24 protein-coding genes and 1 riboswitch are annotated in these 20,602 nt (G+C 72.8%); of the genes, 3 read left to right on the forward strand and 21 right to left on the reverse strand.

Annotation, left to right across the window (positions count from 1 at the left end; all coding sequences use genetic code 11):
• Positions 1–95: 95 nt before the first annotated feature.
• The 7 genes from ABT297_RS18435 to ABT297_RS18465 all read right to left on the reverse strand — a co-directional run bounded on the left by ABT297_RS18435 (position 96) and on the right by ABT297_RS18465 (position 4,245).
• A complete protein-coding gene (locus tag ABT297_RS18435) occupies positions 96–860 on the reverse strand; it encodes a TrmH family RNA methyltransferase (RefSeq protein ID WP_350550697.1) in 765 nt (254 codons plus the stop codon).
• Positions 861–888: 28 nt separating this feature from the next.
• The gene (rplT, locus tag ABT297_RS18440; protein ID WP_350550700.1) at positions 889–1,251 is read right to left on the reverse strand and encodes a 50S ribosomal protein L20; all 363 of its coding nucleotides are present in this window, start codon (positions 1,249–1,251) and stop codon (positions 889–891) included.
• An 83-nt stretch (positions 1,252–1,334) separates the two neighbouring features.
• Positions 1,335–1,529 (reverse strand): 50S ribosomal protein L35, encoded by a 195-nt coding sequence (rpmI, locus tag ABT297_RS18445; protein ID WP_350550703.1) that lies wholly within the window; start codon positions 1,527–1,529, stop codon positions 1,335–1,337.
• Positions 1,530–1,709: 180 nt separating this feature from the next.
• Positions 1,710–2,327: a translation initiation factor IF-3 gene (gene infC / locus ABT297_RS18450; protein WP_350550804.1), complete on the reverse strand. Its 618-nt coding sequence runs from the start codon at positions 2,325–2,327 to the stop codon at positions 1,710–1,712.
• Positions 2,328–2,601: 274 nt separating this feature from the next.
• Positions 2,602–3,063: a PH domain-containing protein gene (locus ABT297_RS18455; protein ID WP_350550706.1), complete on the reverse strand. Its 462-nt coding sequence runs from the start codon at positions 3,061–3,063 to the stop codon at positions 2,602–2,604.
• A 15-nt stretch (positions 3,064–3,078) separates the two neighbouring features.
• Positions 3,079–3,930: an ATP phosphoribosyltransferase gene (hisG, locus tag ABT297_RS18460; RefSeq protein WP_350550709.1), complete on the reverse strand. Its 852-nt coding sequence runs from the start codon at positions 3,928–3,930 to the stop codon at positions 3,079–3,081.
• 51 nt (positions 3,931–3,981) lie between these two features.
• Entirely contained in the window at positions 3,982–4,245 is a 264-nt protein-coding gene (locus ABT297_RS18465) for a phosphoribosyl-ATP diphosphatase (RefSeq protein WP_350550712.1), read from the reverse strand.
• 142 nt (positions 4,246–4,387) lie between these two features.
• Between ABT297_RS18465 and ABT297_RS18470 the strand changes: the two genes are divergently transcribed.
• On the forward strand, positions 4,388–4,876 hold the full coding sequence (locus ABT297_RS18470; RefSeq protein ID WP_350550714.1) for a hypothetical protein: 489 nt from the start codon (positions 4,388–4,390) through the stop codon (positions 4,874–4,876).
• A gap of 282 nt (positions 4,877–5,158) precedes the next feature.
• On the opposite strand, the gene ribH is transcribed toward ABT297_RS18470, so the two are convergent.
• The 6 genes from ribH to rpe form a co-directional block, all read right to left on the reverse strand.
• Positions 5,159–5,635 carry a 6,7-dimethyl-8-ribityllumazine synthase gene (gene ribH / locus ABT297_RS18475; protein WP_350550717.1) on the reverse strand — a complete coding sequence of 159 codons (477 nt, stop codon included), beginning with the start codon at positions 5,633–5,635 and terminating at the stop codon, positions 5,159–5,161.
• Positions 5,635–6,906: a bifunctional 3,4-dihydroxy-2-butanone-4-phosphate synthase/GTP cyclohydrolase II gene (locus tag ABT297_RS18480; RefSeq protein ID WP_350550719.1), complete on the reverse strand. Its 1,272-nt coding sequence runs from the start codon at positions 6,904–6,906 to the stop codon at positions 5,635–5,637. The genes ribH and ABT297_RS18480 overlap by 1 nt, the downstream gene beginning before the upstream one ends.
• Positions 6,903–7,502, reverse strand: a complete 600-nt coding sequence (locus tag ABT297_RS18485) for a riboflavin synthase (RefSeq protein ID WP_350550722.1) — start codon at positions 7,500–7,502, stop codon at positions 6,903–6,905. The genes ABT297_RS18480 and ABT297_RS18485 overlap by 4 nt, the downstream gene beginning before the upstream one ends.
• 3 nt (positions 7,503–7,505) lie before the next feature.
• Positions 7,506–8,540, reverse strand: a complete 1,035-nt coding sequence (gene ribD / locus ABT297_RS18490) for a bifunctional diaminohydroxyphosphoribosylaminopyrimidine deaminase/5-amino-6-(5-phosphoribosylamino)uracil reductase RibD (RefSeq protein ID WP_350550724.1) — start codon at positions 8,538–8,540, stop codon at positions 7,506–7,508.
• Between the two features lie 121 nt (positions 8,541–8,661).
• Positions 8,662–8,810, reverse strand: a riboswitch (FMN riboswitch).
• A 67-nt stretch (positions 8,811–8,877) separates the two neighbouring features.
• Entirely contained in the window at positions 8,878–9,828 is a 951-nt protein-coding gene (locus ABT297_RS18495) for a GGDEF domain-containing response regulator (RefSeq protein ID WP_350550727.1), read from the reverse strand.
• 61 nt (positions 9,829–9,889) lie between these two features.
• Positions 9,890–10,552, reverse strand: a complete 663-nt coding sequence (rpe, locus tag ABT297_RS18500) for a ribulose-phosphate 3-epimerase (RefSeq protein ID WP_350550729.1) — start codon at positions 10,550–10,552, stop codon at positions 9,890–9,892.
• 161 nt (positions 10,553–10,713) lie between these two features.
• Here rpe and ABT297_RS18505 point away from each other — a divergent pair, with 161 nt between their 5' ends.
• Positions 10,714–11,274 (forward strand): hemerythrin domain-containing protein, encoded by a 561-nt coding sequence (locus ABT297_RS18505; RefSeq protein WP_350550732.1) that lies wholly within the window; start codon positions 10,714–10,716, stop codon positions 11,272–11,274.
• Positions 11,275–11,480: 206 nt separating this feature from the next.
• Here ABT297_RS18505 and ABT297_RS18510 read toward each other — a convergent pair whose 3' ends face one another.
• The 3 genes from ABT297_RS18510 to def are packed head-to-tail and all read right to left on the reverse strand — an operon-like array spanning position 11,481 to position 14,430.
• On the reverse strand, positions 11,481–12,941 hold the full coding sequence (locus ABT297_RS18510; protein ID WP_350550734.1) for an RsmB/NOP family class I SAM-dependent RNA methyltransferase: 1,461 nt from the start codon (positions 12,939–12,941) through the stop codon (positions 11,481–11,483).
• Positions 12,941–13,885, reverse strand: coding sequence for a methionyl-tRNA formyltransferase (gene fmt, locus ABT297_RS18515; protein ID WP_350550736.1), 945 nt, complete (start codon positions 13,883–13,885; stop codon positions 12,941–12,943). The genes ABT297_RS18510 and fmt overlap by 1 nt, the downstream gene beginning before the upstream one ends.
• Positions 13,882–14,430 (reverse strand): peptide deformylase, encoded by a 549-nt coding sequence (gene def, locus ABT297_RS18520; RefSeq protein WP_350550739.1) that lies wholly within the window; start codon positions 14,428–14,430, stop codon positions 13,882–13,884. The genes fmt and def overlap by 4 nt, the downstream gene beginning before the upstream one ends.
• Positions 14,431–14,502: 72 nt before the next feature.
• Here def and ABT297_RS18525 point away from each other — a divergent pair, with 72 nt between their 5' ends.
• On the forward strand, positions 14,503–15,090 hold the full coding sequence (locus ABT297_RS18525) for a P-loop nucleotide/nucleoside kinase family protein (RefSeq protein WP_350550741.1): 588 nt from the start codon (positions 14,503–14,505) through the stop codon (positions 15,088–15,090).
• Positions 15,091–15,117: 27 nt separating this feature from the next.
• Here the strand turns inward: ABT297_RS18525 and ABT297_RS18530 are convergent, their stop codons facing one another.
• The 5 genes from ABT297_RS18530 to mihF all read right to left on the reverse strand — a co-directional run bounded on the left by ABT297_RS18530 (position 15,118) and on the right by mihF (position 20,546).
• Positions 15,118–17,241, reverse strand: coding sequence for a primosomal protein N' (locus tag ABT297_RS18530; protein WP_502885586.1), 2,124 nt, complete (start codon positions 17,239–17,241; stop codon positions 15,118–15,120).
• A 20-nt stretch (positions 17,242–17,261) separates the two neighbouring features.
• The gene (gene metK / locus ABT297_RS18535; RefSeq protein WP_350550744.1) at positions 17,262–18,455 is read right to left on the reverse strand and encodes a methionine adenosyltransferase; all 1,194 of its coding nucleotides are present in this window, start codon (positions 18,453–18,455) and stop codon (positions 17,262–17,264) included.
• A gap of 125 nt (positions 18,456–18,580) precedes the next feature.
• Positions 18,581–19,810 (reverse strand): bifunctional phosphopantothenoylcysteine decarboxylase/phosphopantothenate--cysteine ligase CoaBC, encoded by a 1,230-nt coding sequence (gene coaBC, locus ABT297_RS18540; protein ID WP_350550747.1) that lies wholly within the window; start codon positions 19,808–19,810, stop codon positions 18,581–18,583.
• Between the two features lie 5 nt (positions 19,811–19,815).
• On the reverse strand, positions 19,816–20,085 hold the full coding sequence (gene rpoZ / locus ABT297_RS18545) for a DNA-directed RNA polymerase subunit omega (protein ID WP_350550750.1): 270 nt from the start codon (positions 20,083–20,085) through the stop codon (positions 19,816–19,818).
• Positions 20,086–20,225: 140 nt separating this feature from the next.
• A complete protein-coding gene (gene mihF, locus ABT297_RS18550; RefSeq protein WP_238011451.1) occupies positions 20,226–20,546 on the reverse strand; it encodes an integration host factor, actinobacterial type in 321 nt (106 codons plus the stop codon).
• Positions 20,547–20,602: the final 56 nt, after the last annotated feature.

The raw sequence follows: 20,602 nt of genomic DNA on the forward strand, positions 1-20,602 counted from the left end.
GGTCCGCCCGCCGGTCGTGGGAAGGTGTCAGGAGGGGTGAGGTCCCAGTCGCCCATCCATCAGCCCACCGTCACCGGCGGGCTGGATAAACAGGTTCACGACTGCCTCCTCAGGGCTTTCGCCGAAGTGTACAGGCAGACGGCCGCGGCCGCCGCGAGGTTCAGGCTCTCGGCCCCGCCGTAGAGCGGCACCCGCACCCGCCGGTCGGCCTCGAGATCCTTCGGCAGTCCGTGCGCCTCGGAGCCGAACAGCCAGGCGGTCGGCCGGTCGAGGGTGGCGAGGTCGAACAGGTCGGTCTCGCCGTAGCCGTCGGCGGCGAGCACCTGGATGCCGGCCTCGCGCAGCACGGCGACGGTGGCCACGGCGTCGCGGGTGCGCACGACGTCGACGTGGAACAGGCTGCCGGCGGAGGAGCGCACGGCCTTGCCGTTGTACGGGTCGACGGAGTCGCCGGCGAAGACGACGGCGGTGGCGCCGGCCGCGTCGGCGGTGCGCAGGACGGTGCCGGCGTTGCCGGGGTCGCGGATGTCGACGCAGACGGCGAGCAGGCGCGGGCCGCGCTCAAGGGCGGCGGCGAGCGGGACGTCGCGCTGCTCGCAGACGGCGACGAGGCCCTGCGGCTGCACGGTCTCGGCGAGCGCCTGGATGGCGGCGTCGTCGACGAGGGAGGCGCCGGTGGTCAGCTCCGGGTAGCGGGCCACCGCGTCGGCGGTGGCGAAGACCTCGGCGACGGCGCCGGTCCGCAGCGCCTCCCGGACGGCCTGCGGGCCCTCGGCCAGGAAGCGGCCGGTCTCGTCGCGGTCGCGGCGCCGGCGCAGGCGCCGGGCGGCCACGACCCGGGGCGTCCGAACGGTGAACACTCCGGGTCGTGACCGCTGTGCGTGCGGATCAGGCTGCGGCAACGGCCGACTTCGCCACCTGAACCAGGCCGCTGAACGCCTTCGCGTCGCTGACTGCGAGCTCGGCGAGGATCTTCCGGTCCACCTCGACGCCGGCGAGGCGCAGGCCCTGGATGAGGCGGTTGTACGTCAGGCCGTTCGCGCGGGCCGCGGCGTTGATGCGGGTGATCCACAGCTGGCGGAAGTCACCCTTGCGGTCGCGACGGTCGCGGTAGGCGTACTGCATCGAGTGCAGCACCTGCTCCTTGGCCTTGCGGTACAGGCGCGAGCGCTGCCCGCGGTAGCCGCTGGCGGTCTCCAGGACGGTGCGGCGCTTCTTCTGGGCATTCACTGCCCGCTTCACGCGTGCCACGGTTCGTTACTCCTCATGCGAGACCGGCCCGGGGCCTGGGCCGATCGAAAAGTCAAGGAAGGTCGGGGGGAGAGCGCCGCTGGTTATCGGCCGAGGAGCTTGTTGACCTTGCGGGTCTCCGACTGGCCGAGCTCGACGTTGCCGCTCAGGCGCCGGGTCCGCCGGCTGGACTTGACCTCGAGCAGGTGCCGCTTGCCCGCCGGCTCGCTGAGGATCTTGCCGCGACCGGTGATCTTCACGCGCTTCTTCATCCCGGAGTGCGGTTTGAACTTCGGCATGCTTGTGTTGCCCTTCATTCATCGGGTGCGCCGGCACCCTGCCGTCGACATAGCGTCAGGGTGCCGTGGCAATCCGGCGCGCAGCCGGAAACTCCGCGTTGTGCGGGGCCCGCCCGCACGACGCGGTGGTTGATATGACGATGCTGTGCGTGCCTTGTCGGCGGCGCCGCCCCGGCGTGCTTACGCCTGGTCGGCGGTGACGACCTCGGGCAGCTCGGCGACTGTTTCGCCCTCCGAGCCAACGCCGCCGTCCGCCTTCTCGCGGCTTTGCGTCGCCGCGGCCTTCACGTTGCGGTGAGGTGCCAAGACCATGATCATGTTGCGGCCGTCCTGCTTGGGCGCGGCCTCGACGAAGCCCAGCTCCGAGATCTCCTCCGAGAGCTTGCGCAGCAGCCGGAAACCTAGCTCCGGGCGGCTTTGCTCGCGGCCACGGAACATGATCGTTACCTTGACCTTGTCGCCCGCCTTCAGGAACCGCACCACGTGACCCTTTTTGGTCTCGTAGTCGTGCGGATCGATCTTCGGGCGGAGCTTCATCTCCTTGATGACGGTCTGCTGCTGGTTACGCCGGGCTTCCCGGGCCTTGAGCGCGCTCTCGTACTTGAACTTGCCGAAGTCCATGAGCTTGCAGACGGGCGGGCGTGCCATGGGCGCAACTTCGACCAGGTCCAGGTCCACGTCGGCGGCCAGCTGGAGTGCGCGCTCGAGCGGGACGATGCCCACCTGCTCGCCCTCCGGGCCGACCAGCCGGACCTCACGTGCCCGGATCTGCTCGTTGACGCGTGGCTCGACGCTGATGTGGCCTCCTCAATAGGTGTTTCAACTCATGTGGTCAACGCATCCGTTGTTCCCGGCATTTCCGGCCCCGCCCGCCAGCACCCGGCCCCTTCGAGCCGGCGCTGCGGCAATGCCAAAAACCCCCGCCGCGCGAACGCAGGCGAGGGCCGCTCGACCAGTCCGCACGAGGCGGATCGGCCGGACCGGACCCGGCCGCTTGCGAGCCGCGCGGGTGGGGACCTCAGCGGTCCCGCTTCGAACACCCCGTTTTGGGGACGGGATGCGGTCGACACGACTACTCTACCACGGTCGGTGTCCGGCTCGCGGTGTGCAGGGCGCGCAGCCTGCGGGCGGCCTGCACGGCGTAGTCCTTGTCGGCGATCTGCACCGCCATGACCGCGACCCGCTCGTCGTCGTGCAGGTCGAGAGTGAGCCACGGGGCACCGCGACCGAAGGTGACCGCCCGCACCACGTCCCAGGGCAGGTCGTAGGCGCCGATGACGTTGCGGACCCGCACGCCGTGCTCGTCGGCCACGACCCGCGGCCGGGTCATCAGCAGGATGCCGGCCGCGGCGCACAGGCCCAGGCCGATCATCGCCGCCTGGTCGCCGCGCTGGAAGAACCCGGGCCCGTCACCCGTCTTGCCGTGCAGCCCGAACGCGATCAGCGTGAAGACCACGACGACGACGAGCGCGAGGACATAGGCGATGATCCGGGCCCGCTGGGGCCGCGCGGTGACCGAAAAAGGCGTGCTCACGGCCCCAGTCTGCCACTACAGCCGGCAGGCGTGGATTCCGGTCACCAGGATGGCGCGGGCGCCCACCTCGTAGAGCTCGTCCATGATCCGGTGCACATCGGCCCGCGGCACCATCGCCTGGACCGCCACCCAGCCCTCGCGGTGCAGCGGCGAGATGGTCGGCGACTCGATGCCGGGGGTCAGCGCGACCGCGGCGTCGAGCGAGTCGGCCCGCACGTCGTAGGCGAGCATGACGTACTGCCGGGCGACGAGCACGCCCTGCAGGCGGCGCAGCAGCTGCGATACACCCGCGGGAAGCTCCTCACCCGCCCGGCGGATCAGCACCGCCGAGGACTTGAGGATCGGATCGCCGATCGTGTCCAGCCCGGCCTGCCGGAGGGTCTTGCCGGTCTCGACCACGTCGGCGATGACGTCGGCGACGCCGAGGCGGATCGCGTTCTCCACGGCGCCGTCGAGCCGGATGACCTCGGTGCGCACGCCGTGCTCGGCGAAGTAGCGCTCCATGACGCCGGGGTAGGCGGTGGCCACGCGCAGCCCCTCGAGGTCGGCGGGGCTCGAGCCCTTCACCGAGCCGGGCACGGCGGCGAACCGGATGGTGGCCCTGCCGAAGTTGAGGTCGAGCACCTCGGCGGCCGGGCTGCCCGCGTCGACGAGCAGGTCACGGCCGGTGATGCCGAGGTCGAGGTCGCCGGAGCCGACGTACGTGGCGATGTCACGCGGGCGCAGGTAGAAGAACTCGACGCCGTTGGGCTCGTCCCGGTAGAGCAGGTCCTTGGGGTCGGAGCGCTGGCGGTAGCCGGCCTCCTGCAGCATCTGGGCGGCGGGCACGGCGAGGGTGCCCTTGTTGGGCACGGCGATGCGAAGCATTCGGTTGTCTCCAGACGGATGGCGGGGGTTTCGGGGAAGGACGGGACCGAACTACAGATGTCGGTAGACGTCCTCCAGCGAAAGCCCAGTCGCCAGCATCAGGCACTGCACCTGGTACAGCAGCTGCGAGAGCTCCTCCGCGGTGCGCTCCGGCCCCTCGTGCTCGGCCGCCATCCAGCTCTCGGCGGCCTCCTCGACGACCTTCTTGCCGATGAAATGCACGCCTTTCTCCAGCGCCGCCACAGTGCCGGATCCGGGTGCGCCCGCCGCCGCCTTGGCGCTCAGCTCGGCGAACAGCTCGTCGAAGGTCTTCACGAGCTCGAATTCTCGCAGGCCTGCGCACCGAAACGGAATCCGGTTACTGACAGGCGTGTCGCGCCTCACCTCACCACACGCTGACGACGCGCGGATACGCCCTTCGGTTTAGCGCTCCGATCGCATGGTTACCCTGTCGATCGTGGATACGGAGCCGAAGTACACCGACGAAGAGTGGGGCCTGCTCGTCGGCCTCCCGCAGTCCGTCCTGATCGCCGCGTCCCAGGCCGAGCCCGACGGCAGCCGGCGCACCCGCGAGGAGTGGACGGCCGGCATGACCGCCATCGCGGACGGCCGCGGCTCGTCCAGCCCCCTGGTCACGTCCGTCGCGTCGGAGGTCGTCTCCCGCCAGGGCGACGTCACCCATGGCGACGAGCCGCCGATCATCGAGTTCCCGGACCGCGACGCCGGCCTGGCCGACGTGATCTCCCGCGCCCGCGCCGCGCACGAGCTCCTCGTCGCGAAGGCCGAGCCGGGCGACGCCCAGGCGTACCGCTACTGGGTCGTCACCGTGGCCGACCAGGTGGTCGGCGCCGCCCGCAGCGGCGGGGTGCTGGGCCTGGGCGGCGAGCAGGTGACGCAGGCGGAGCGCACCTTCCGCGACGACCTGGCGACCGTCCTCGAGATCTGAGCCCCCGGCGGCGCTGTCAGCCGCCTGGCGGCGCCTCCGGCACGGCACGGCACGGCACGGCGATCGCGACGGGCCGGTCATATCCGGACTTATCCGACATTTCCGGAAGGGCCGCGCCAACCCGGCACGACCCGTCGCGCTGGAACGGCACATCGCACGGCGCACGGCCCGTCACGCAAGGCCACACCGTTCCGGCACGACCCGTCGCGCTGGAACGGCACATCGCACGGCGCACGGCCCGTCACGCCTCGAGGTGGGGGGGGTGACGGGCCGCGCCCGCGTTCAGGACTTCGCGACCAGGCGCAGCGCGACCGCCGCATCCAGCGCGGCCAGGGTCGCCCCGTAGCCCTTGTCCTCCGCGGAGTCCGCGAACCCGGCCCGCGTCCGGGCCTGCTCGTAGTTGTCCACCGTCAGCACGCCGTGCGCCACCGGCGTCGACTCGTCCAGGGCGACCCGCGTGAGGCCGTCGGTCACGGACTGGCAGACGTACTCGAAATGGGCCGTGTCCCCCCGGATCACCACGCCCAGGGCGACCACCGCGTCGAAGCGATGCGCCAGCGCCTGCGCCAGGACCGGCAGCTCGACCGCCCCGTCGACCCGGGCGACCGTGATGTGGTCGACGTTGGACGCCTCGCCGGCCTCGATCGCCCGGCGCAGCATGTGGTCGACCAGCTCCGCGTGCCACCGGGTGGCCACGATCCCCAGGGTCAGTCCCGTGCCGTCCACCCGTTGCAGGACGGGTGCTCCACTACCAGCCATTACGCAAGTCCCTCCGCGACCTCGTCCAGCTCGTCCAGCAGGTGCCCCATCCGGTCCCGCTTGGTGCGCAGGTAGCGCACGTTCTCCGGGTGCGGCCGGGTCGGCAGGGAGACGCGATGCAGCACGGACAGACCGTACCCCTCCAGGCCCGCCCGCTTTGCCGGGTTGTTCGTGAGCAGTCGCATCGTTTTGATGCCGAGGTCGACGAGGATCTGCGCGCCGACCCCGTAGTCGCGGGCGTCGGCGGGCAGGCCGAGGTCGAGGTTGGCGTCCACGGTGTCGCGGCCGAGGTCCTGCAGCTGATACGCCTGCAGCTTGTGGATCAGGCCGATCCCCCGGCCCTCGTGCCCGCGCATGTAGAGGACCACGCCGCGGCCCTCGGCGGCGACCATCTTCATGGACGCCTCCAGCTGGGGACCGCAGTCGCAGCGCACCGAGCTGAACACGTCGCCGGTGAGGCACTCGGAGTGGACCCGCACGAGCACGTCCTCGCCGTCGCCGAGGTCGCCGTAGACGAGGGCGATGTGCTCGCCGTTGCCGAAGTGCTGGGTGTACCCGACCGCGCGAAACACCCCGTGCTCGGTCGGCAGCCGGGTCTCGGCCACGCGCTCGACCTGCTTCTCGTTGTGCCGGCGATACGCGATGAGGTCGGCGATACTGATCAGCGCCAGGTCGTGCTCGACGGCGAACTTGCGCAGGTCCGGCAGGCGCATCATGGTGCCGTCGTCGTTGACCATCTCGCACAGCACGCCGGCCGGGCGCAGGCCGGCCATGGTGGCCAGGTCGACGGCCGCCTCCGTGTGCCCGGCCCGGCGCAGCACGCCGCCGTCCTTGGCGCGCAGCGGCACGATGTGCCCGGGGCGGGACAGGTCGTGCGGCTGGGTGTCGGCCGAGGCGAGCAGCTTGATGGTGCGGGCGCGGTCGGCGGCGGAGATCCCGGTCGTACCGCCGAAGCGCGCGTCGACGGTCACCGTGTACGCGGTGCCGCGGCGGTCCTGGTTCGTGCGGTACATCGGCGGGAGGTCCAGGCGGTCGGCCTCTTCCTCGGTGATCGGCACGCAGATGTACCCGGAGGTGTAGCGCACCATGAACGCGACCAGCTCGGGGGTGGCGAACTCGGCCGCGAAGATCAGGTCGCCCTCGTTCTCGCGGTCCTCATCGTCGACGACGATGACGGGACGGCCGGCGGCGATGTCCTTGACGGCCCGCTCGATCGGATCGAGGTCGGTGACCGGCCCGTCCGGAACGCCGCCGCGCTCCGGGGCGCTCATGACTGCCGCGCCTTCCCGAGGAGCTTCTCCACGTACTTCGCCATGATGTCGACCTCCAGGTTGACCCGCTCGCCGACGCCCTTGGCGCCGAGCGTCGTGAGTTTGAGCGTGGTCGGGATCAGCCCGACCGAGAACGTGTCGTCGGTGACGGCGGTGACGGTGAGCGAGATCCCGTCGACGGTGATGGAGCCCTTCTCCACCACGTATCGGCTCAGCCCCTCGGGCAGCGAGAACGTGACCGTCTCCCACTGGTCGCCGGCCTCGCGCGACAGGACCGAGCCGACCCCGTCGACGTGGCCCTGCACGATGTGCCCGCCGAGGCGGGTGGCGACGGTCGCGGCCCGCTCCAGGTTGACGGCCGCTCCGGCGCGCAGCGACCCGAGCGTCGAGCGCTTGAGCGTCTCGCCCATCACGTCCGCGGTGAAGACCCCGTCGGCGTTGTCGACCACGGTCAGACAGACCCCGTTGACGGATATCGAGTCGCCGTGGGCGGCGTCGGAGGCGACGATCGCGCCGCGGATCGCGAGCCGGGCGGAGTCGCCCAGCTCGTCGATCCCGACGACCGTGCCGAGCTCTTCGATGATGCCGGTGAACACTGCTCACGCACCTTTCACTGTTGCCGTCAGGCGCACGTCGGGCCCGATCCTGGCGAGGTCGACGACGTCAAGCGTCAATGCCGAGGCGATGCTGGAGATTCCCGCGAAGCCCAGCGCCACGGGGCCGGCGCCGAGCAGCTTGGGCGCGAGGTACGCGACGACCCGGTCGACCAGCCCCGCGGCCAGGAACGCGCCCGCGAGCGTCGGGCCGCCCTCCAGCAGCGCGACGCGGACCCCGCGCGCGTACAGCTCGCGGAGCATGGCCGGCAGGTCGGCCCGCCCGTCCTCCCCCGGCGCCACGACCCACGTCGGCGCCGAAAAATCAAAAACCCGCGAGCCGGATTCGGTACCGCGGGTGCCCGCGACGACCACGCGCAGCGGCTGGCGCTCGGCGAGCGCGCCCTCCGGCGAACGCACGGTGAGCTGCGGATCGTCGGCCAGTACGGTGCCGATCCCGGCGATGATCGCGTCGACGCCGGCCCGCAGCCGGTGCACGTCGGCCCGCGCGTCCGGCGAGGTGATCCACTTGCTGGTGCCGTCCGCGGCGGCGGAGCGACCGTCGAGCGTGGCCGCGAACTTCCAGATGACGTAAGGGGTGCCGCGGGAAACGGCGGTGAGCCAGCCCTCCATGGCGTCGTGGGCGAGCTCGTGCAGTACCGAACCCAGGTCGACGACGACCCCGGCGGACCGCAACGTCTCGGCGCCGCCCGCGGCGGCCGGGTTGGGGTCGCGGACGCCGGCCACGACGCGCGCCACCCCCGCGGCGAGCAGGGCACGCGAGCAGGGTCCGGTGCGGCCGGTGTGGTCGCAGGGCTCCAGCGTGACGTAGGCGGTGGCGCCGCGGGCCAGCTCGCCCGCCTGCCGCAGCGCCCCGACCTCGGCGTGCGGCCCGCCGGCCGGCGCGGTGCGCCCCTCGCCGACGATCCGGCCGTCCGGGGCCACGATGACGCAGCCGACGTTGGGGTTGGGGCTGGTCTCGCCGAGGCTCAGGCGCGCCAGCTCGATGGCGCGGCGCATGAACGTCTCGTCGTCTGCCATGTCCCTCTCCCGCGTGGTCCGTGATCACACGCGGGGGGACACCGGCGAATCCCGGCGAAGAGGCGCCGGGGAAGCGCGCAGCAGCCCACCGGCTCACCCGATTCGGGCGACACCGGATCCCGCGCGCTGAACTCCCATCCGGACTATGACCGTCGGCCCTGGACTCACACCAGGTCCACCGGCCGATGGCTTCGACCGGGTCGCGGGCTTCCGGCCCGTGATGGGCCGATTACCGCCGGTTCGGAATTTCACCGAGCCCCGCCAGCGCGTGGTGGGTACTTGTCATGAGTCTTACACAGAAATCGCGGTCCTTACCGGCCACGCCCCGGGATATGCGTCACAACTCGACGGCGCTGCGCCGGTCGACCGCCACGTAGTTGCCGTTGTGCTTCTTGGCCACCTTCTTCATCTCGGTGGCGATGGCGATGATCTCGCGCGGGTCGGTGAAGTTGCCGCTCTCGGGCGTGCCGATGGCCACCCCGATCGACAGGGTCACCAGGTTGGGCTGCTGCACCTCGCCGGCGCGCGACATCACCTCGATGTACCCGCGCTCGGCGTCGACCGGGTCGTACAGCGCGTCGGAGGCGGCCTGGAACTCCAGGATCGCCTTCGTCGTGAGCTCCTTGAGCTGCTCGGGCGCGCACACGATCAGGAAGTCGTCCCCGCCGATGTGCCCCAGGAACGCCGGCGGCAGCCCGACCTCGACCACGGCCCGGTGCAGCGCCCGGGCGAGCGCGATGATGAACTCGTCGCCGCGCGCGAACCCGTACACGTCGTTGACGGGCTTGAACCGGTCGATGTCGACGTGCGAGACCGCGAAGTCGCTGCCGGCCCGCGCCCGGTCCGTGATCTCGCGCAGGATCCGGGTGTTGCCGGGCAGCCCCGTCAGCGGCGAGACCTCACGGTTCTCCTGGTTGCGCCGCAGCGTGGAGCGCACCCGCGCCACCAGTTCCAGCGTGTCGAACGGCTTGACCAGGTAGTCGTCCGCCCCCGCCTGCAGCCCGATCACCTTGTCCGCGGTCTGCCCGCGCGCCGTCAGCAGGATCACCGGCATCGACGCGGTCATCGGGTCGGCGCGCAGCCGGCGGGTGAGTTCGAGCCCGTCGAGTTGCGGCATCATCCAGTCGACCACCGCCAGCGCCGGCTTGTGCTCCTGGATCAGCGACAGCGCCGTGGCCCCGTCGTGCGCGAGCAGCACGTCGAAGCCCTCGAGTTTGAGGTTGACCTCGATGAACCGGGCGATGTCGACGTCGTCGTCGACCACGAGAATGACGTCGCGTTCGCCCACTGCCGTCCTGTCTGCTCGTTACGTGCTCTTTCGGGGACCAGCGCCTGTTGCATGACTGGCGCTAGCCGTTCGAGGCGACGGCCCGCAGCTTGCGCACGGCAGCGGCGGGGTCCTCCGCCCCGTACACGGCGGTCCCGGCGACGAACGCGTCCGCCCCCGCCTCGGCACACGCCGCGATGGTATCTTCGGCCACTCCGCCGTCGACTTCAATGCGCAGTTCAAGATGCCCGGCGTCGATGTGCCGCCGAGCGGTGCGCACCTTGTCGAGCATCTCGGGCAGGAACGCCTGCCCCCCGAAGCCCGCCTTGATCGTCATGATGAGCAGCAGGTCGAAGTGGGGCAGCAGTTCGAGGTACCCCTCGACGGGCGTGTCCCGGTCGATCGCCAGCCCCGCCCGGCTCCCCGCGGCCCGCAGATCCTTGGCGATCGCCACCGGATCGGTCGCGGCCTCGGCGTGAACGGTGACGTTGTACGCCCCCGCCTCCGCGTAGGCGGGCGCCCACCGGGCCGGGTCCGCGATCATGAGGTGACAGTCGAACGGCAGCGTGGTCGCCTTCCGCAGACTCTGCACCACGGGCAGCCCGATCGTGAGATTCGGGACGAAGTGGTAGTCCATGACATCCACGTGCAACCAGTCCGCGGCCCCCTCCACGGCTCGCGCCTCATCGGCGAGCCGAGCGAAGTCCGCAGCGAGAATCGAGGGAGCGATCACGTTGTCCGACACAGCGTGATGCTATCGAGCCCGTCCGCCACCCGCGCCGGGTGCACGGCCCCCGGCCGCCCGCCCACGCCGGGCGTGGGCCTCGACGAGCACGGCGGTGGATACATCGAACGGTTCGGCCGTTGTCCGGCGAACCGGACACCAAGGCTGCGAAAATGGTCACCATGGATGTCGTCGAGGCGATTATCAGGGATCACGTGCGGTTCGAGCAGCTGTTGCGGGCGTTGCGGGCGCGCGACGTCGATGCCGCGGCGGTGCGGCAGCGGCGGGTCGCCGGGCGGGCGGAGCTCGCGGACCTGCTCGTCGGGCATGCCTGCGCGGAGGAGTCCGAGGTGTACCCGAAGCTGCGCGAGCTCGCCGGCGGCGGCGCGCACGTCGAGCACGGGGCGGACGAGCACGCCGACGGGCACCGCAGGCTGCTGGCACTGCTCGACGTGGCGGACGTGCTGTCCGCCGAGTTCGACCGGGCGCTGGGCAAGCTGGCCAACTCGCTTGCCCACCACATCGACGAGGAGGAGCGGACACTGCTCAACGACGCCCGGCTGCGGCTGGACCCGGCGACCCGCGAGGCGCTCGGCACGGCCTGGACCGCCGAGCGGGACCGGCTCGTCGCGGCCCGCTGTGGCAGCCGGGCCGCCGTCGCGGCGCTCATCCCCGATGCGCCGCCGGCGGCGCCTCCGCACCAGCGTGACCGGCTCACGCACCCCTCGGACACGCTCGGCTGAGCAACGCCCTCGGCCGGCCGACGCACCGGGGACAGGCCTTAGCGCCTGTTTCATGGCTGAGGCGGGGCTGCGGCGGGCCCAGATTCCGCCTGGCGGCGTCCCGCACAAGCCCGGTTACAACACCGGTAGCCTGGCTCCCGCGGGCCACCACCAGACGAAATCTGGACTCCGCCTCGCTCCAACCCCAGTCATGAAACAGGCGTGATCTAGGCGCCGCGACGCAGCAGGGCCACGAACATCGCGTCCGTGCCGTGACGGTGCGGCCACAGCTGCACCGTCGGGCCGGTGCCGGTCTCCGGGAGCGACGCCGGCAGGTACGGGCGCGCGTCGACGAGGTCCACGTCGATCGAGGAACGCCGGGCCGCCTCCGTGACCGAGACCTCCGTCTCGGCCTGATGCGGCGAGCACGTCACGTAGGCCACGACGCCTCCCGGCCGTACGGCGTGGAAGGCGGCCTGCAGCAGCTCCCGCTGCAGGCGGGTCAGCGGCGGCAGGTCGGACGGCTGGCGCCGCCACCGCGCCTCCGGGCGGCGCCGCAGCGCGCCCAGGCCCGTGCACGGCGCGTCGACGAGGACCCGGTCGAAGCCGCCGACGGGCAGGTCCGGGTCCTTGCCGACGTCGCGGCCGTCGGCATTGATGGTGTAGACGGGCAGGCCCGTCGTGGCCTGCGCGACGAGCGCGGCCCGGTGGTGGGCGACCTCGACGGCGGTGACGTGGGCGCCTCGCCCGGCGGCGAGCGCGCCGAGCAGGCCCGCCTTGCCGCCGGGGCCCGCGCACAGGTCGAGCCAGCGCTCGTCGGCGCCGCTGACGGGGGCTCCGGCGAGGACCGACGCGACGAGCTGGCTGCCCTCGTCCTGGACGTGGGCGAGCCCCTCCCGGATCGCCGGGATCGAGGCCGGGTCGCCGCCGCCCGCGAGGACGACCGCGTACGGCGAGTACCGGCCCACGACGGCGCCGGGCAGCGAGGCCGCCAGGTCGGCGGGGGCGATGCGGCCGGGGCGGGCGCACAGGTGTACCGGCGGCGGCAGATTGTCGGCGTCGAGCGCCTGCTCGGCCTCGTCGAGCGAGCCCAGCGCGTCGGCGAAGGCGTTGACGATCCACCGCGGGTGCGCGTGGACGAGCGCGGCCCGGGCCACCGGGTCGGCCGCGCCCTCGGTGCCCTTACCGGCGAGCCGCTCGAGCCACGCGTCGCGGTCCGCCTCGCCGACCCGGCGCAGGACGGCGTTGGCGAAACCGGCCGCGCCGGGCACCAGCGAGCGGACCAGGTCGACCGTGGTCGCGACGGCGGCGTGGGCGCCGACGCGCATGTGCAGCAGCTGGTACGCGCCGATGCGCAGCGCGTCGCGGACCGGCGGGTCGATGCGATCCATCGGGCGGTCGGCCGCCGCGGCGACGATCGCGTCGAGGGTGCCGGTCTGGCGCAGCGTGCCGTAGGTCAGCTCCGTCGCGAACGCCGCGTCCCGCCCGCTCACGCCGTTCTCGCGCAGCATCCGCGGCAGGACCAGGTTCGCGTACGCGTCGTCGCGGTGCACGGCGGCGACGGCCTCGTACGCGGCCTCCCGCGCCGGGTCGATGGCCGGCCGGCGGCCGCGCGGCGGACGGGGAAGACGGTCGTCGCGCCCGCCGGCGGGCCGCGGCCCGGGCCCACGCCGGGGCACCGGCTTCATCAAGAGAGGCTCTCCCCGGACTCGACCCGCGCGCCGCGCGCCCACGCGTCGGCGGGCATCGCCTTCTTGCCGGGGGCGGTGACCGTGCCGAGCACGACGGGCACGGTGCCGGTGCCGACCAGCACGCGGTTGCGCTCGACGGCGAGCACGCCCGGCGCCGGCGCGGGTGAGCCGCCGATGACGGTCGCCGCGGTCAGCGGCGTGACGGGGCCGAGCTTGAGCCGCTCGCCCCGCAACGTCGTCCACGCCCCCGGCGCCGGGGTGCACGCCCGGATCCGCCTGTCGACCGCGAACGCGGGCTCGGCCCAGCGCACCGCCGCGTCCTCGACGGTCAGTTTCGGGGCCGTCGACACGCCTTCATTCGGCTGCGGTACCGCGGCGAGCGCCCCCTCCTCGATCCCGTCGAGCACCCGGACGAGCAGCTCGGCGCCCGAGCGCGCCAGGCGCTCGAGGAGGTCGCCGGACGTGTCGCGCGGCCCGATCGGTTCGGTGAGCGTGCCGAACACCGGCCCGGTGTCCAGGCCCTCCTCCAGCAGGAAGACGCTCGCCCCGGTGATCTCGTCACCGTGCAGGACCGAGTGCTGCACGGGCGCGGCGCCGCGCCAGGCCGGCAGCAGCGAGAAGTGCAGGTTCACCCAGCCGTGGCGGGGGACGTCGAGGGCGGCCCGCGGCACCAGGGCGCCGTACGCGACCACGGGTGCGCAATCGGGCCGCAGGTCCCGCAGCTGGTCCAGGAACTCCGGGTCGCGGGGCTTCGCCGGGGTCAGGACCGCGATGCCGCGCTCGCTCGCCCAGGCGCTGACCGGGGACGGCACGAGCTGGCGGCCGCGGCCGGCGGGCGCGTCCGGGCGGGTGACGACCGCCACGAGCTCGTGCCGCGAGGCGGCGATGGCGTCGAGGGAGGGCAGGGCCACGGCCGGCGTGCCCGCGAAGACGAGCCTCACCGGAGGCCGAACAGCCCGTGCGGGCTGGCCTTGACGACCGGTGGCTCACCAGGGTTGTACCACTCCGCCGCCCGGATCTCCTTCATCGCCTGCTTGCGCCGCTCGGCGTCGAGCCGGTCGACGAACAGCACGCCGTCGAGGTGATCGGTCTCGTGCTGCGCGCAGCGGGCCATCAGCCCCGTGCCGACGATCTGGATGGGGTCGCCGTGCTGGTTGAAGCCCTTGGCGATGACGTTCTGCCGCCGCTTGGTGTCGACATACACCCCGGGGATCGACAGGCAGCCCTCGGGCCCGTCCTGCTCCTCCTCGTCGGGAAACTCGAGCACGGGGTTGATCAGGTGCCCGATGACGTCATCGACGTCGAACGTGAACACCCGGAGCCCGACCCCGATCTGGGGAGCGGCGAGGCCGGTGCCGTTCTGCTGGCGCATGGTGTCGAGCAGATCACTCACGACCTTGCGCAGCTCCTTGTCGAAGTCGACGACCGCGTCGGCGGGCGTGCGCAGCACCGGGTCGCCGAACAGGCGGACGGACTGGACGGTCAAGCGGCACCTCATTTATCCGAAATGCGAGTTTGCCCGAAATCGGGCCTTTCCAGTCTAAGCTAACGTCGGAATGTGCCCGACTCGCCTCGCGTCCTGTCGCGGTCGCCGGCCTGGGTGGTCGCCGGGCCGCCCGGGGCGGGCAAGTCCACGGTCGCGGCCCTGCTGCTGCGCCTGCTCTCCCCCACTCCCGCCCTCCTGGACAAGGACACCCTGTACGGCGACTTCGTGGCCGCGACGCTCGTCGCCGCCGGGCGCCCGCCGGGCGAGCGCGAGGGGCCGTGGTACGACGCGAACATCAAGGTCCACGAGTACGCCGGGCTGGCCGCCACGGCCCGCGAGATCCGCTCCCACGGCTGCCCCGTGCTGCTCTCGGGCCCGTTCACCGGCCAGATCTCCGACCCGTCCCGCTGGTCGGCGTTCGTCGCGGCGCTGGGCGGCGACCCGGTACGCCTGGTGTGGGTCCACTCCGACCCGCGGACGCTGCGCGCCCGGCTGCTGGCGCGCGGCTCGCACCGCGACGGCCAGAAGCTGGCCCGCTGGCCGGAGTTCCTGGCGGCGATCCCGCCGGAGCGCCCGCCGGCCGTGCCGCACCTGGAGGTCGACAACCGCGAAGGCGCCCCGCCGCTGCTACAGGCCCTCGAGTCGGCCCTGCGTCCCTGACCGGCTCGGCACCGGGCACCCGATCGATCAGAGCAGGTCGAGCGGGTCGACCTGGACGCGGACCGCGGCCGCGGACTTGCGCACCGACCTCGCCCCCGCCGCCGCCTTCAGCGACAGCGCCAGCGCCTTGCCCGCCGAGCGGGCCGTGCGCACGAGCATGCGCTCCTGCCCGTCGGCGGCCGGCACCGGGCCCAGCACCTCGGCGCCCGGCGGCAGCTCGGCCAGCGACAGCAGCTCCGCCACCGCCGCCGGCGCTCCGGTCAGCGCCGCGATCCGCGTCGCCGGCGGGAAGCCCAGCTCGCGACGGTCGGCGAGCTCGCGCGCGGCCAGCCACGCCGGGTCGAAGCGCAGCAGGGCCTGCACCGCGACCAGGCCGCCGTCGGCGACGACGACCACGGGGGCGCCGGGGCGGGCCAGCGCCGCGGCCGCGAACCAGCGCCGCAGCGCCTCCTCCGTGCCCCGCAGGTCGGCGCGGGTGAGGAAGGCCCACGCGTCCAGGAGCAGCACGGCGCCGTAGCCGCCGTCGGCGAGGGGCTCGGCGCCGGGGGTGGAGACGACGAGGGCGGGCTCGCGCGGTACCGAGGACAGGACCTCGTCGCGGCCGGAGGTGCGCACGGTGGTGTCCGGGAAGGCGCGGGCGAGCTCCTCCGCGGTACGCCGGGCGCCGACGACGGCGGCGCGCAGGCGGCGGCCGCCGCACTCGGGACAGGCGTGGCCCGCGGCCGGGCGGCCGCACCAGCGGCACACGGGCACGCCGTCGGCGGCGGGCAGGGCGAGCGGGCCGGAGCAGTGGGCGCAGCGGGCCGGGGTGTAGCAGTCGGCGCAGGACACGGCGGGCAGGTAGCCGCGGCGGGGCACCTGGATGAGGACCGGGGCGCCGCCGGCCAGGGCCTCGCGGGCGGCGCGCCACGCGACGGAGGGCAGCCGGGCGGCGGCCGCCTGCGGGTCGCGGGCGCGCTCGTGCTCGCCCACGGTGAGCACCCGGGGCATGCACCGGCGCAGCTCGTCGCGGGCGGCGCCGACCTCGATCGCCCAGCCGGTCTCCACCAGCTGCTGGGCCTCCGCCGTACGCCCGAAGCCGCCCACGATCGCCGCGCAGCGCTCCTGCTCGGCGCGGGCGAGCAGGACCTGCCGGGCGTGCGGGTAGGGCGCGCGCGGCTCGCTGTGCAGGTCGTCGCCGTCGTCCCAGATCGCGACCAGGCCGAGGCCGGCGACCGGGGCGAACGCGGCGGCCCGCGTGCCGATGACGATCCGGGCGGTACCGCGGGCGGCGGCCAGGAACCGGCGGTACCGCTCGGCGGGCCCGAGCGCGGCGGAGAGCGCCACGTGGTGGCCGGGGCCGCCGAGGGCGCGCAGCAGGGCCGCGTCGAGCCGGTCGAGGTCGCGGGCGTCGGCGACCACGATGAGCGCGCCGCGCCCGGCGGCGAGGCAGGTCGCGGCGGCCTCGGCGAGGCGGGCCGGCCAGTCCTCCCCGGGCAGGGCGGTCCACACGGCGCGGGGCATCCGCCCGTCGGAGAGGGCGCGCAGCAGCGCGGCGCCGGCCGTGTACCGCGCCCAGCCGCCCCGGTCGGAGGGGCCGGCCGGAGCCGGTGCGGCAGAAGCCGGCGCGGCGGCCTCGGCCTTGGCGTGGCGGGGCGGCACGGCGAGGCGCAGCACGTCGGAGAGGGTGCCGGCGTAGCGGTCGGCGATCTCCCGGGCGAGCCGGGCGACCTGCGGGGTGAGCACGACCTCGGCGGAGACGGAGCGCTCGAGGAACAGCAGCTTGCCGTCGTGCGCGGAGGCCGCGGTGCGCTCGAGGACGAAGCCGTCGACGAGCTGGCCGGCGAAGCGGACGCGCACCCGGGTGCCGGGCAGCGCGGTGTCCGCGGCCGAGTGCGGGACGAGATAGTCGAAGGGCCGGTCGAGGTGCGGCAGGGGGCTGTCGACGCAGACGCGGGCGACCGGGAATTCGTCGGCGGCGCGTTTCGCGGGGGCGGTGGCGCGGGCGGCGCGGGCCCGTCCGCCGGCATTTCCGGCAATGCGTTCGGCGGCGGCGCGCGGCTTCAGCTCCGACTCGGGGAACAGCGCCGGCTCAATAGGCTCCGGTCGATCATCGGAGGCTTCGGAGAATGGCGTCGGCCGATCAATCCGGGGTCCGGGCTGATCGGCCAACGTCGGGAGTGCGGTGAGCGTCAGGCGCCGGCGGCGGACTTCAGCTCGGCCGTGCGCGAGGCCTGCTCCCACGTGAAGCCGGGCAGCTCGCGGCCGAAGTGACCGTAGGCGGCGGTCTGCTGGTAGACGGGCTTGAGCAGGTCGAGGTCGCGGATGATCGCGGCGGGGCGCAGGTCGAAGACCTCGTTGATGGCCTTCTCGATGCGCTCGACCGGCACGACCTCGGTGCCGAAGGTCTCGACGAACAGCGAGACCGGGTGGGCCTTGCCGATGGCGTAGGCGACCTGGACCTCGCAGCGCTCGGCCAGGCCGGCGGCGACGACGTTCTTGGCGACCCAGCGCATCGCGTAGGCGGCGGAGCGGTCGACCTTGGACGGGTCCTTGCCGGAGAAGGCGCCGCCGCCGTGGCGGGCGTAGCCGCCGTAGGTGTCGACGATGATCTTGCGGCCGGTGAGGCCGGCGTCGCCCATCGGGCCGCCGATCTCGAAGCGGCCGGTCGGGTTGACCAGCAGGCGATACCCATCGGTCTCCAGGCCCAGGCCCTCGAGCTCGGGGGCGATGACGTGCTCGCGCACGTCCGGGGTCAGCAGCGAGTCGAGGGAGATGTCCGGGGCGTGCTGGCTGGAGACCACGACGGTGTGCAGGCGCACCGGGCGCAGCCCGTCGTACTCGATGGTGACCTGGGTCTTGCCATCGGGCCGCAGGTAGGGGATCGTGCCGTCCTTGCGCACCGCGGACAGGCGCCGGGCCAGGCGGTGGGCCAGGGCGATCGGCAACGGCATGAGCTCCGGCGTCTCGCTGCACGCGAAGCCGAACATCATGCCCTGGTCGCCGGCACCCTGCAGGTCGAGAGCGTCGCCGCCGGCGCCCTCACGAACCTCGATCGCGGAGTCCACGCCCTGCGCGATGTCCGGCGACTGGGAGCCGATCGACACGCTCACGCCGCAGGAGGCGCCGTCGAAGCCCTTCTTGGAGGAGTCGTAGCCGATGCCCAGGATCGTCTCGCGGACGATCTTGGCGATGTCGGCGTAGGCGGTCGTGGTCACCTCGCCGGCGACGTGGACCTGACCAGTCGTGATGAGCGTCTCGACGGCAACTCGGCTGTGCGCGTCCTGAGTGAGAAGCGCATCGAGGACGCCGTCACTGATCTGATCGGCGATCTTGTCGGGATGACCTTCGGTGACCGACTCTGACGTGAACAGGCGGCGTGCCAATGGTGCTCCTCAGGGTTACAGCGATCGATAATTGATGTTGCGCCAGAGTGTACGACCTACGGGCGACGCACCGGGCGATGACCCGGCCGCAAACTCGGTGTCACACCACACCTTCCCCGCTTCGATCAGGCAAAACGGTCGGCCACTCGATCCAAAATCCTATCAGCCAGGTCGTCTTTGGACAGTTCGGGCAGCGTGTCGCGGCCACCGTCGGCGCCGAGGATCACCGCCTCGTTGCGCTCGGAGCCGAACGTCTTGTCCACACCGACCTCGTTGACCACGATCAGGTCGGCGCGCTTGCGCCGCATCTTCTCCCGGGCGGCGGCCAGGGCGGTGTCCAGGTCGGCGGTCTCGGCCGCGAACGCGACGAGCACCTGGCCGTCGGGCTTGGCCGCACCCAGCTCGGCGGCGATGTCGGGATTGGTGACCAGCTCGAGCCCGGGCGCCACGCCGTCCACCTTCTTGATCTTGCTGGCGGCGAAGGACGCGGGCCGGAAGTCGGCCGGCGCGGCGGCCATGATCACGGCGTCGGCGGCCTTCGCGGCGGCCACGACGGCCACCCGCAGCTGCTCGGTCGTCTCGACCCGCACCACGTCGGCGCCGGCCGGGTTGGGCAGCGCGACGTTGGCGGAGATGAGCGTGACCCGGGCGCCGCGGGCGACGGCCGCGCGGGCGATCGCGTATCCCTGCTTGCCCGAGGACCGGTTGCCGATGAACCGCACCGGGTCGATCGGCTCGCGCGTCCCACCGGCGGTGACCACGACGTGCCGGCCCGCCAGGTCGGCCCCGGCATCCGTCAGGCCGCGCCGCAGCAGCCGGGTGGCGGCGGCGAAGATCTCGGCCGGCTCGGGCAGCCGCCCCTTGCCGGTGTCGGCGCCGGTGAGCCGCCCGACGGCGGGCTCCAGCACCACGACACCGCGGGAGCGCAACGTGGCGACGTTGGCGCGGGTCGCCGGGTGCTCCCACATCTCGGTGTGCATGGCCGGCGCGAACAGGACCGGGCACCGGGCCGTGAGCAACGTGTTCGTGAGCAGGTCGTCGGCCAGGCCGGTGGCGGCCTTGGCGAGCAGGTCGGCGGTGGCCGGGGCGACGACGACGAGGTCGGCCTCGCGGCCGAGGCGGACGTGCGGCACCTCGTGGGCGCCGGTCCAGACGTCGGTGCTCACCGGCTGGCCGGACAGCGCCGCCCAGGTGGCCTCGCCGACGAAGGTGAGCGCCGCGGCGGTGGGCACGACCCGCACCCCGTGGCCCGACTCGGTCAGGAGCCGCAACAGCTCACAGGCCTTGTAAGCGGCGATGCCACCGGCCACGCCGAGAACTACCCGGGGGTGGTCCCCGGCGCGGCGATCGGTCATCTCGCTCAGGGCGTCTCGTCAATGCGCTCGGCGGTCAGCAGCCCGCTGTTGATCTCGCGCAGAGCGATGGAGAGCGGCTTCTCCTGCGGCGTGGTCTCCACGAGCGGACCCACGTATTCGAGGAGCCCCTCGCCCAGCTGGCTGTAGTAGGCATTGACCTGACGGGCACGCTTCGCCGCGAAAATCACCAAGGCGTACTTCGACGTCGTCTTTTCCAGCAGCTCGTCGATCGGCGGGTTGGTGATCCCCTGCGGGTCTGCCACGGTTCCGGCCACGGATACAACCTCAAAACTTTCGCAATTGACAGCTCACGAACCTGACAACCTTACCAGAGCTGCGACAACGCCGACGCGCCCGGACCGAGGTCCGGGCGCGTCGAGTCATTGCAACCGGTCCGGGGGGACCGCCGGGCGGGTCACTTGCCGCCGGCGAACTCCCCGAGCAGGGCCTTACGCTGCTGGTCGCCCAGGCCGCGCAGGCGGCGGCTCTCGGCGATCTTCAGCTTCTCCATGATCTGCGTTGCCCGGATCTTGCCGATGCCGGGCATCGCCTGGAGCACGGCCGAGACCTTCAGCTTGCCGACGACGTCGTCGGCCTCCGCACGGTCGATCACGGCAGCAAGCGTCGTCTTGCCCTGCTTGAGTTGCTCCTTCAGCTCAGCGCGAGCCTTGCGGATCTCAGCCGCCTTTTCCAAAGCGGCCGCGCGCTGTTCCGGGCTCAGTGACGGGAGCGGCACCAGGTCTCCTCAGGTCCCTTGAAAAAGTGTTGATGGTCTAGCGCCGGGAAAACTAG

Source organism: Dactylosporangium sp. NPDC000555 (genome assembly GCF_040300025.1).
GTDB lineage: Bacteria > Actinomycetota > Actinomycetes > Mycobacteriales > Micromonosporaceae > Dactylosporangium.

What these genes read in the sequence shown, in the direction of transcription:
- rpmI (WP_350550703.1), bottom strand. Translation starts at nt 1,529, where the DNA reads ATGCCGAAGTTCAAACCGCACTCCGGGATGAAGAAGCGCGTGAAGATC.
- hisG (WP_350550709.1), bottom strand. Translation starts at nt 3,930, where the DNA reads ATGCTTCGCATCGCCGTGCCCAACAAGGGCACCCTCGCCGTGCCCGCC.
- ribH (WP_350550717.1), bottom strand. Translation starts at nt 5,635, where the DNA reads ATGGCTGGTAGTGGAGCACCCGTCCTGCAACGGGTGGACGGCACGGGA.
- ABT297_RS18480 (WP_350550719.1), bottom strand. Translation starts at nt 6,906, where the DNA reads ATGAGCGCCCCGGAGCGCGGCGGCGTTCCGGACGGGCCGGTCACCGAC.
- ribD (WP_350550724.1), bottom strand. Translation starts at nt 8,540, where the DNA reads ATGGCAGACGACGAGACGTTCATGCGCCGCGCCATCGAGCTGGCGCGC.
- ABT297_RS18505 (WP_350550732.1), top strand. Translation starts at nt 10,714, where the DNA reads ATGGATGTCGTCGAGGCGATTATCAGGGATCACGTGCGGTTCGAGCAG.
- ABT297_RS18510 (WP_350550734.1), bottom strand. Translation starts at nt 12,941, where the DNA reads ATGAAGCCGGTGCCCCGGCGTGGGCCCGGGCCGCGGCCCGCCGGCGGG.
- coaBC (WP_350550747.1), bottom strand. Translation starts at nt 19,810, where the DNA reads ATGACCGATCGCCGCGCCGGGGACCACCCCCGGGTAGTTCTCGGCGTG.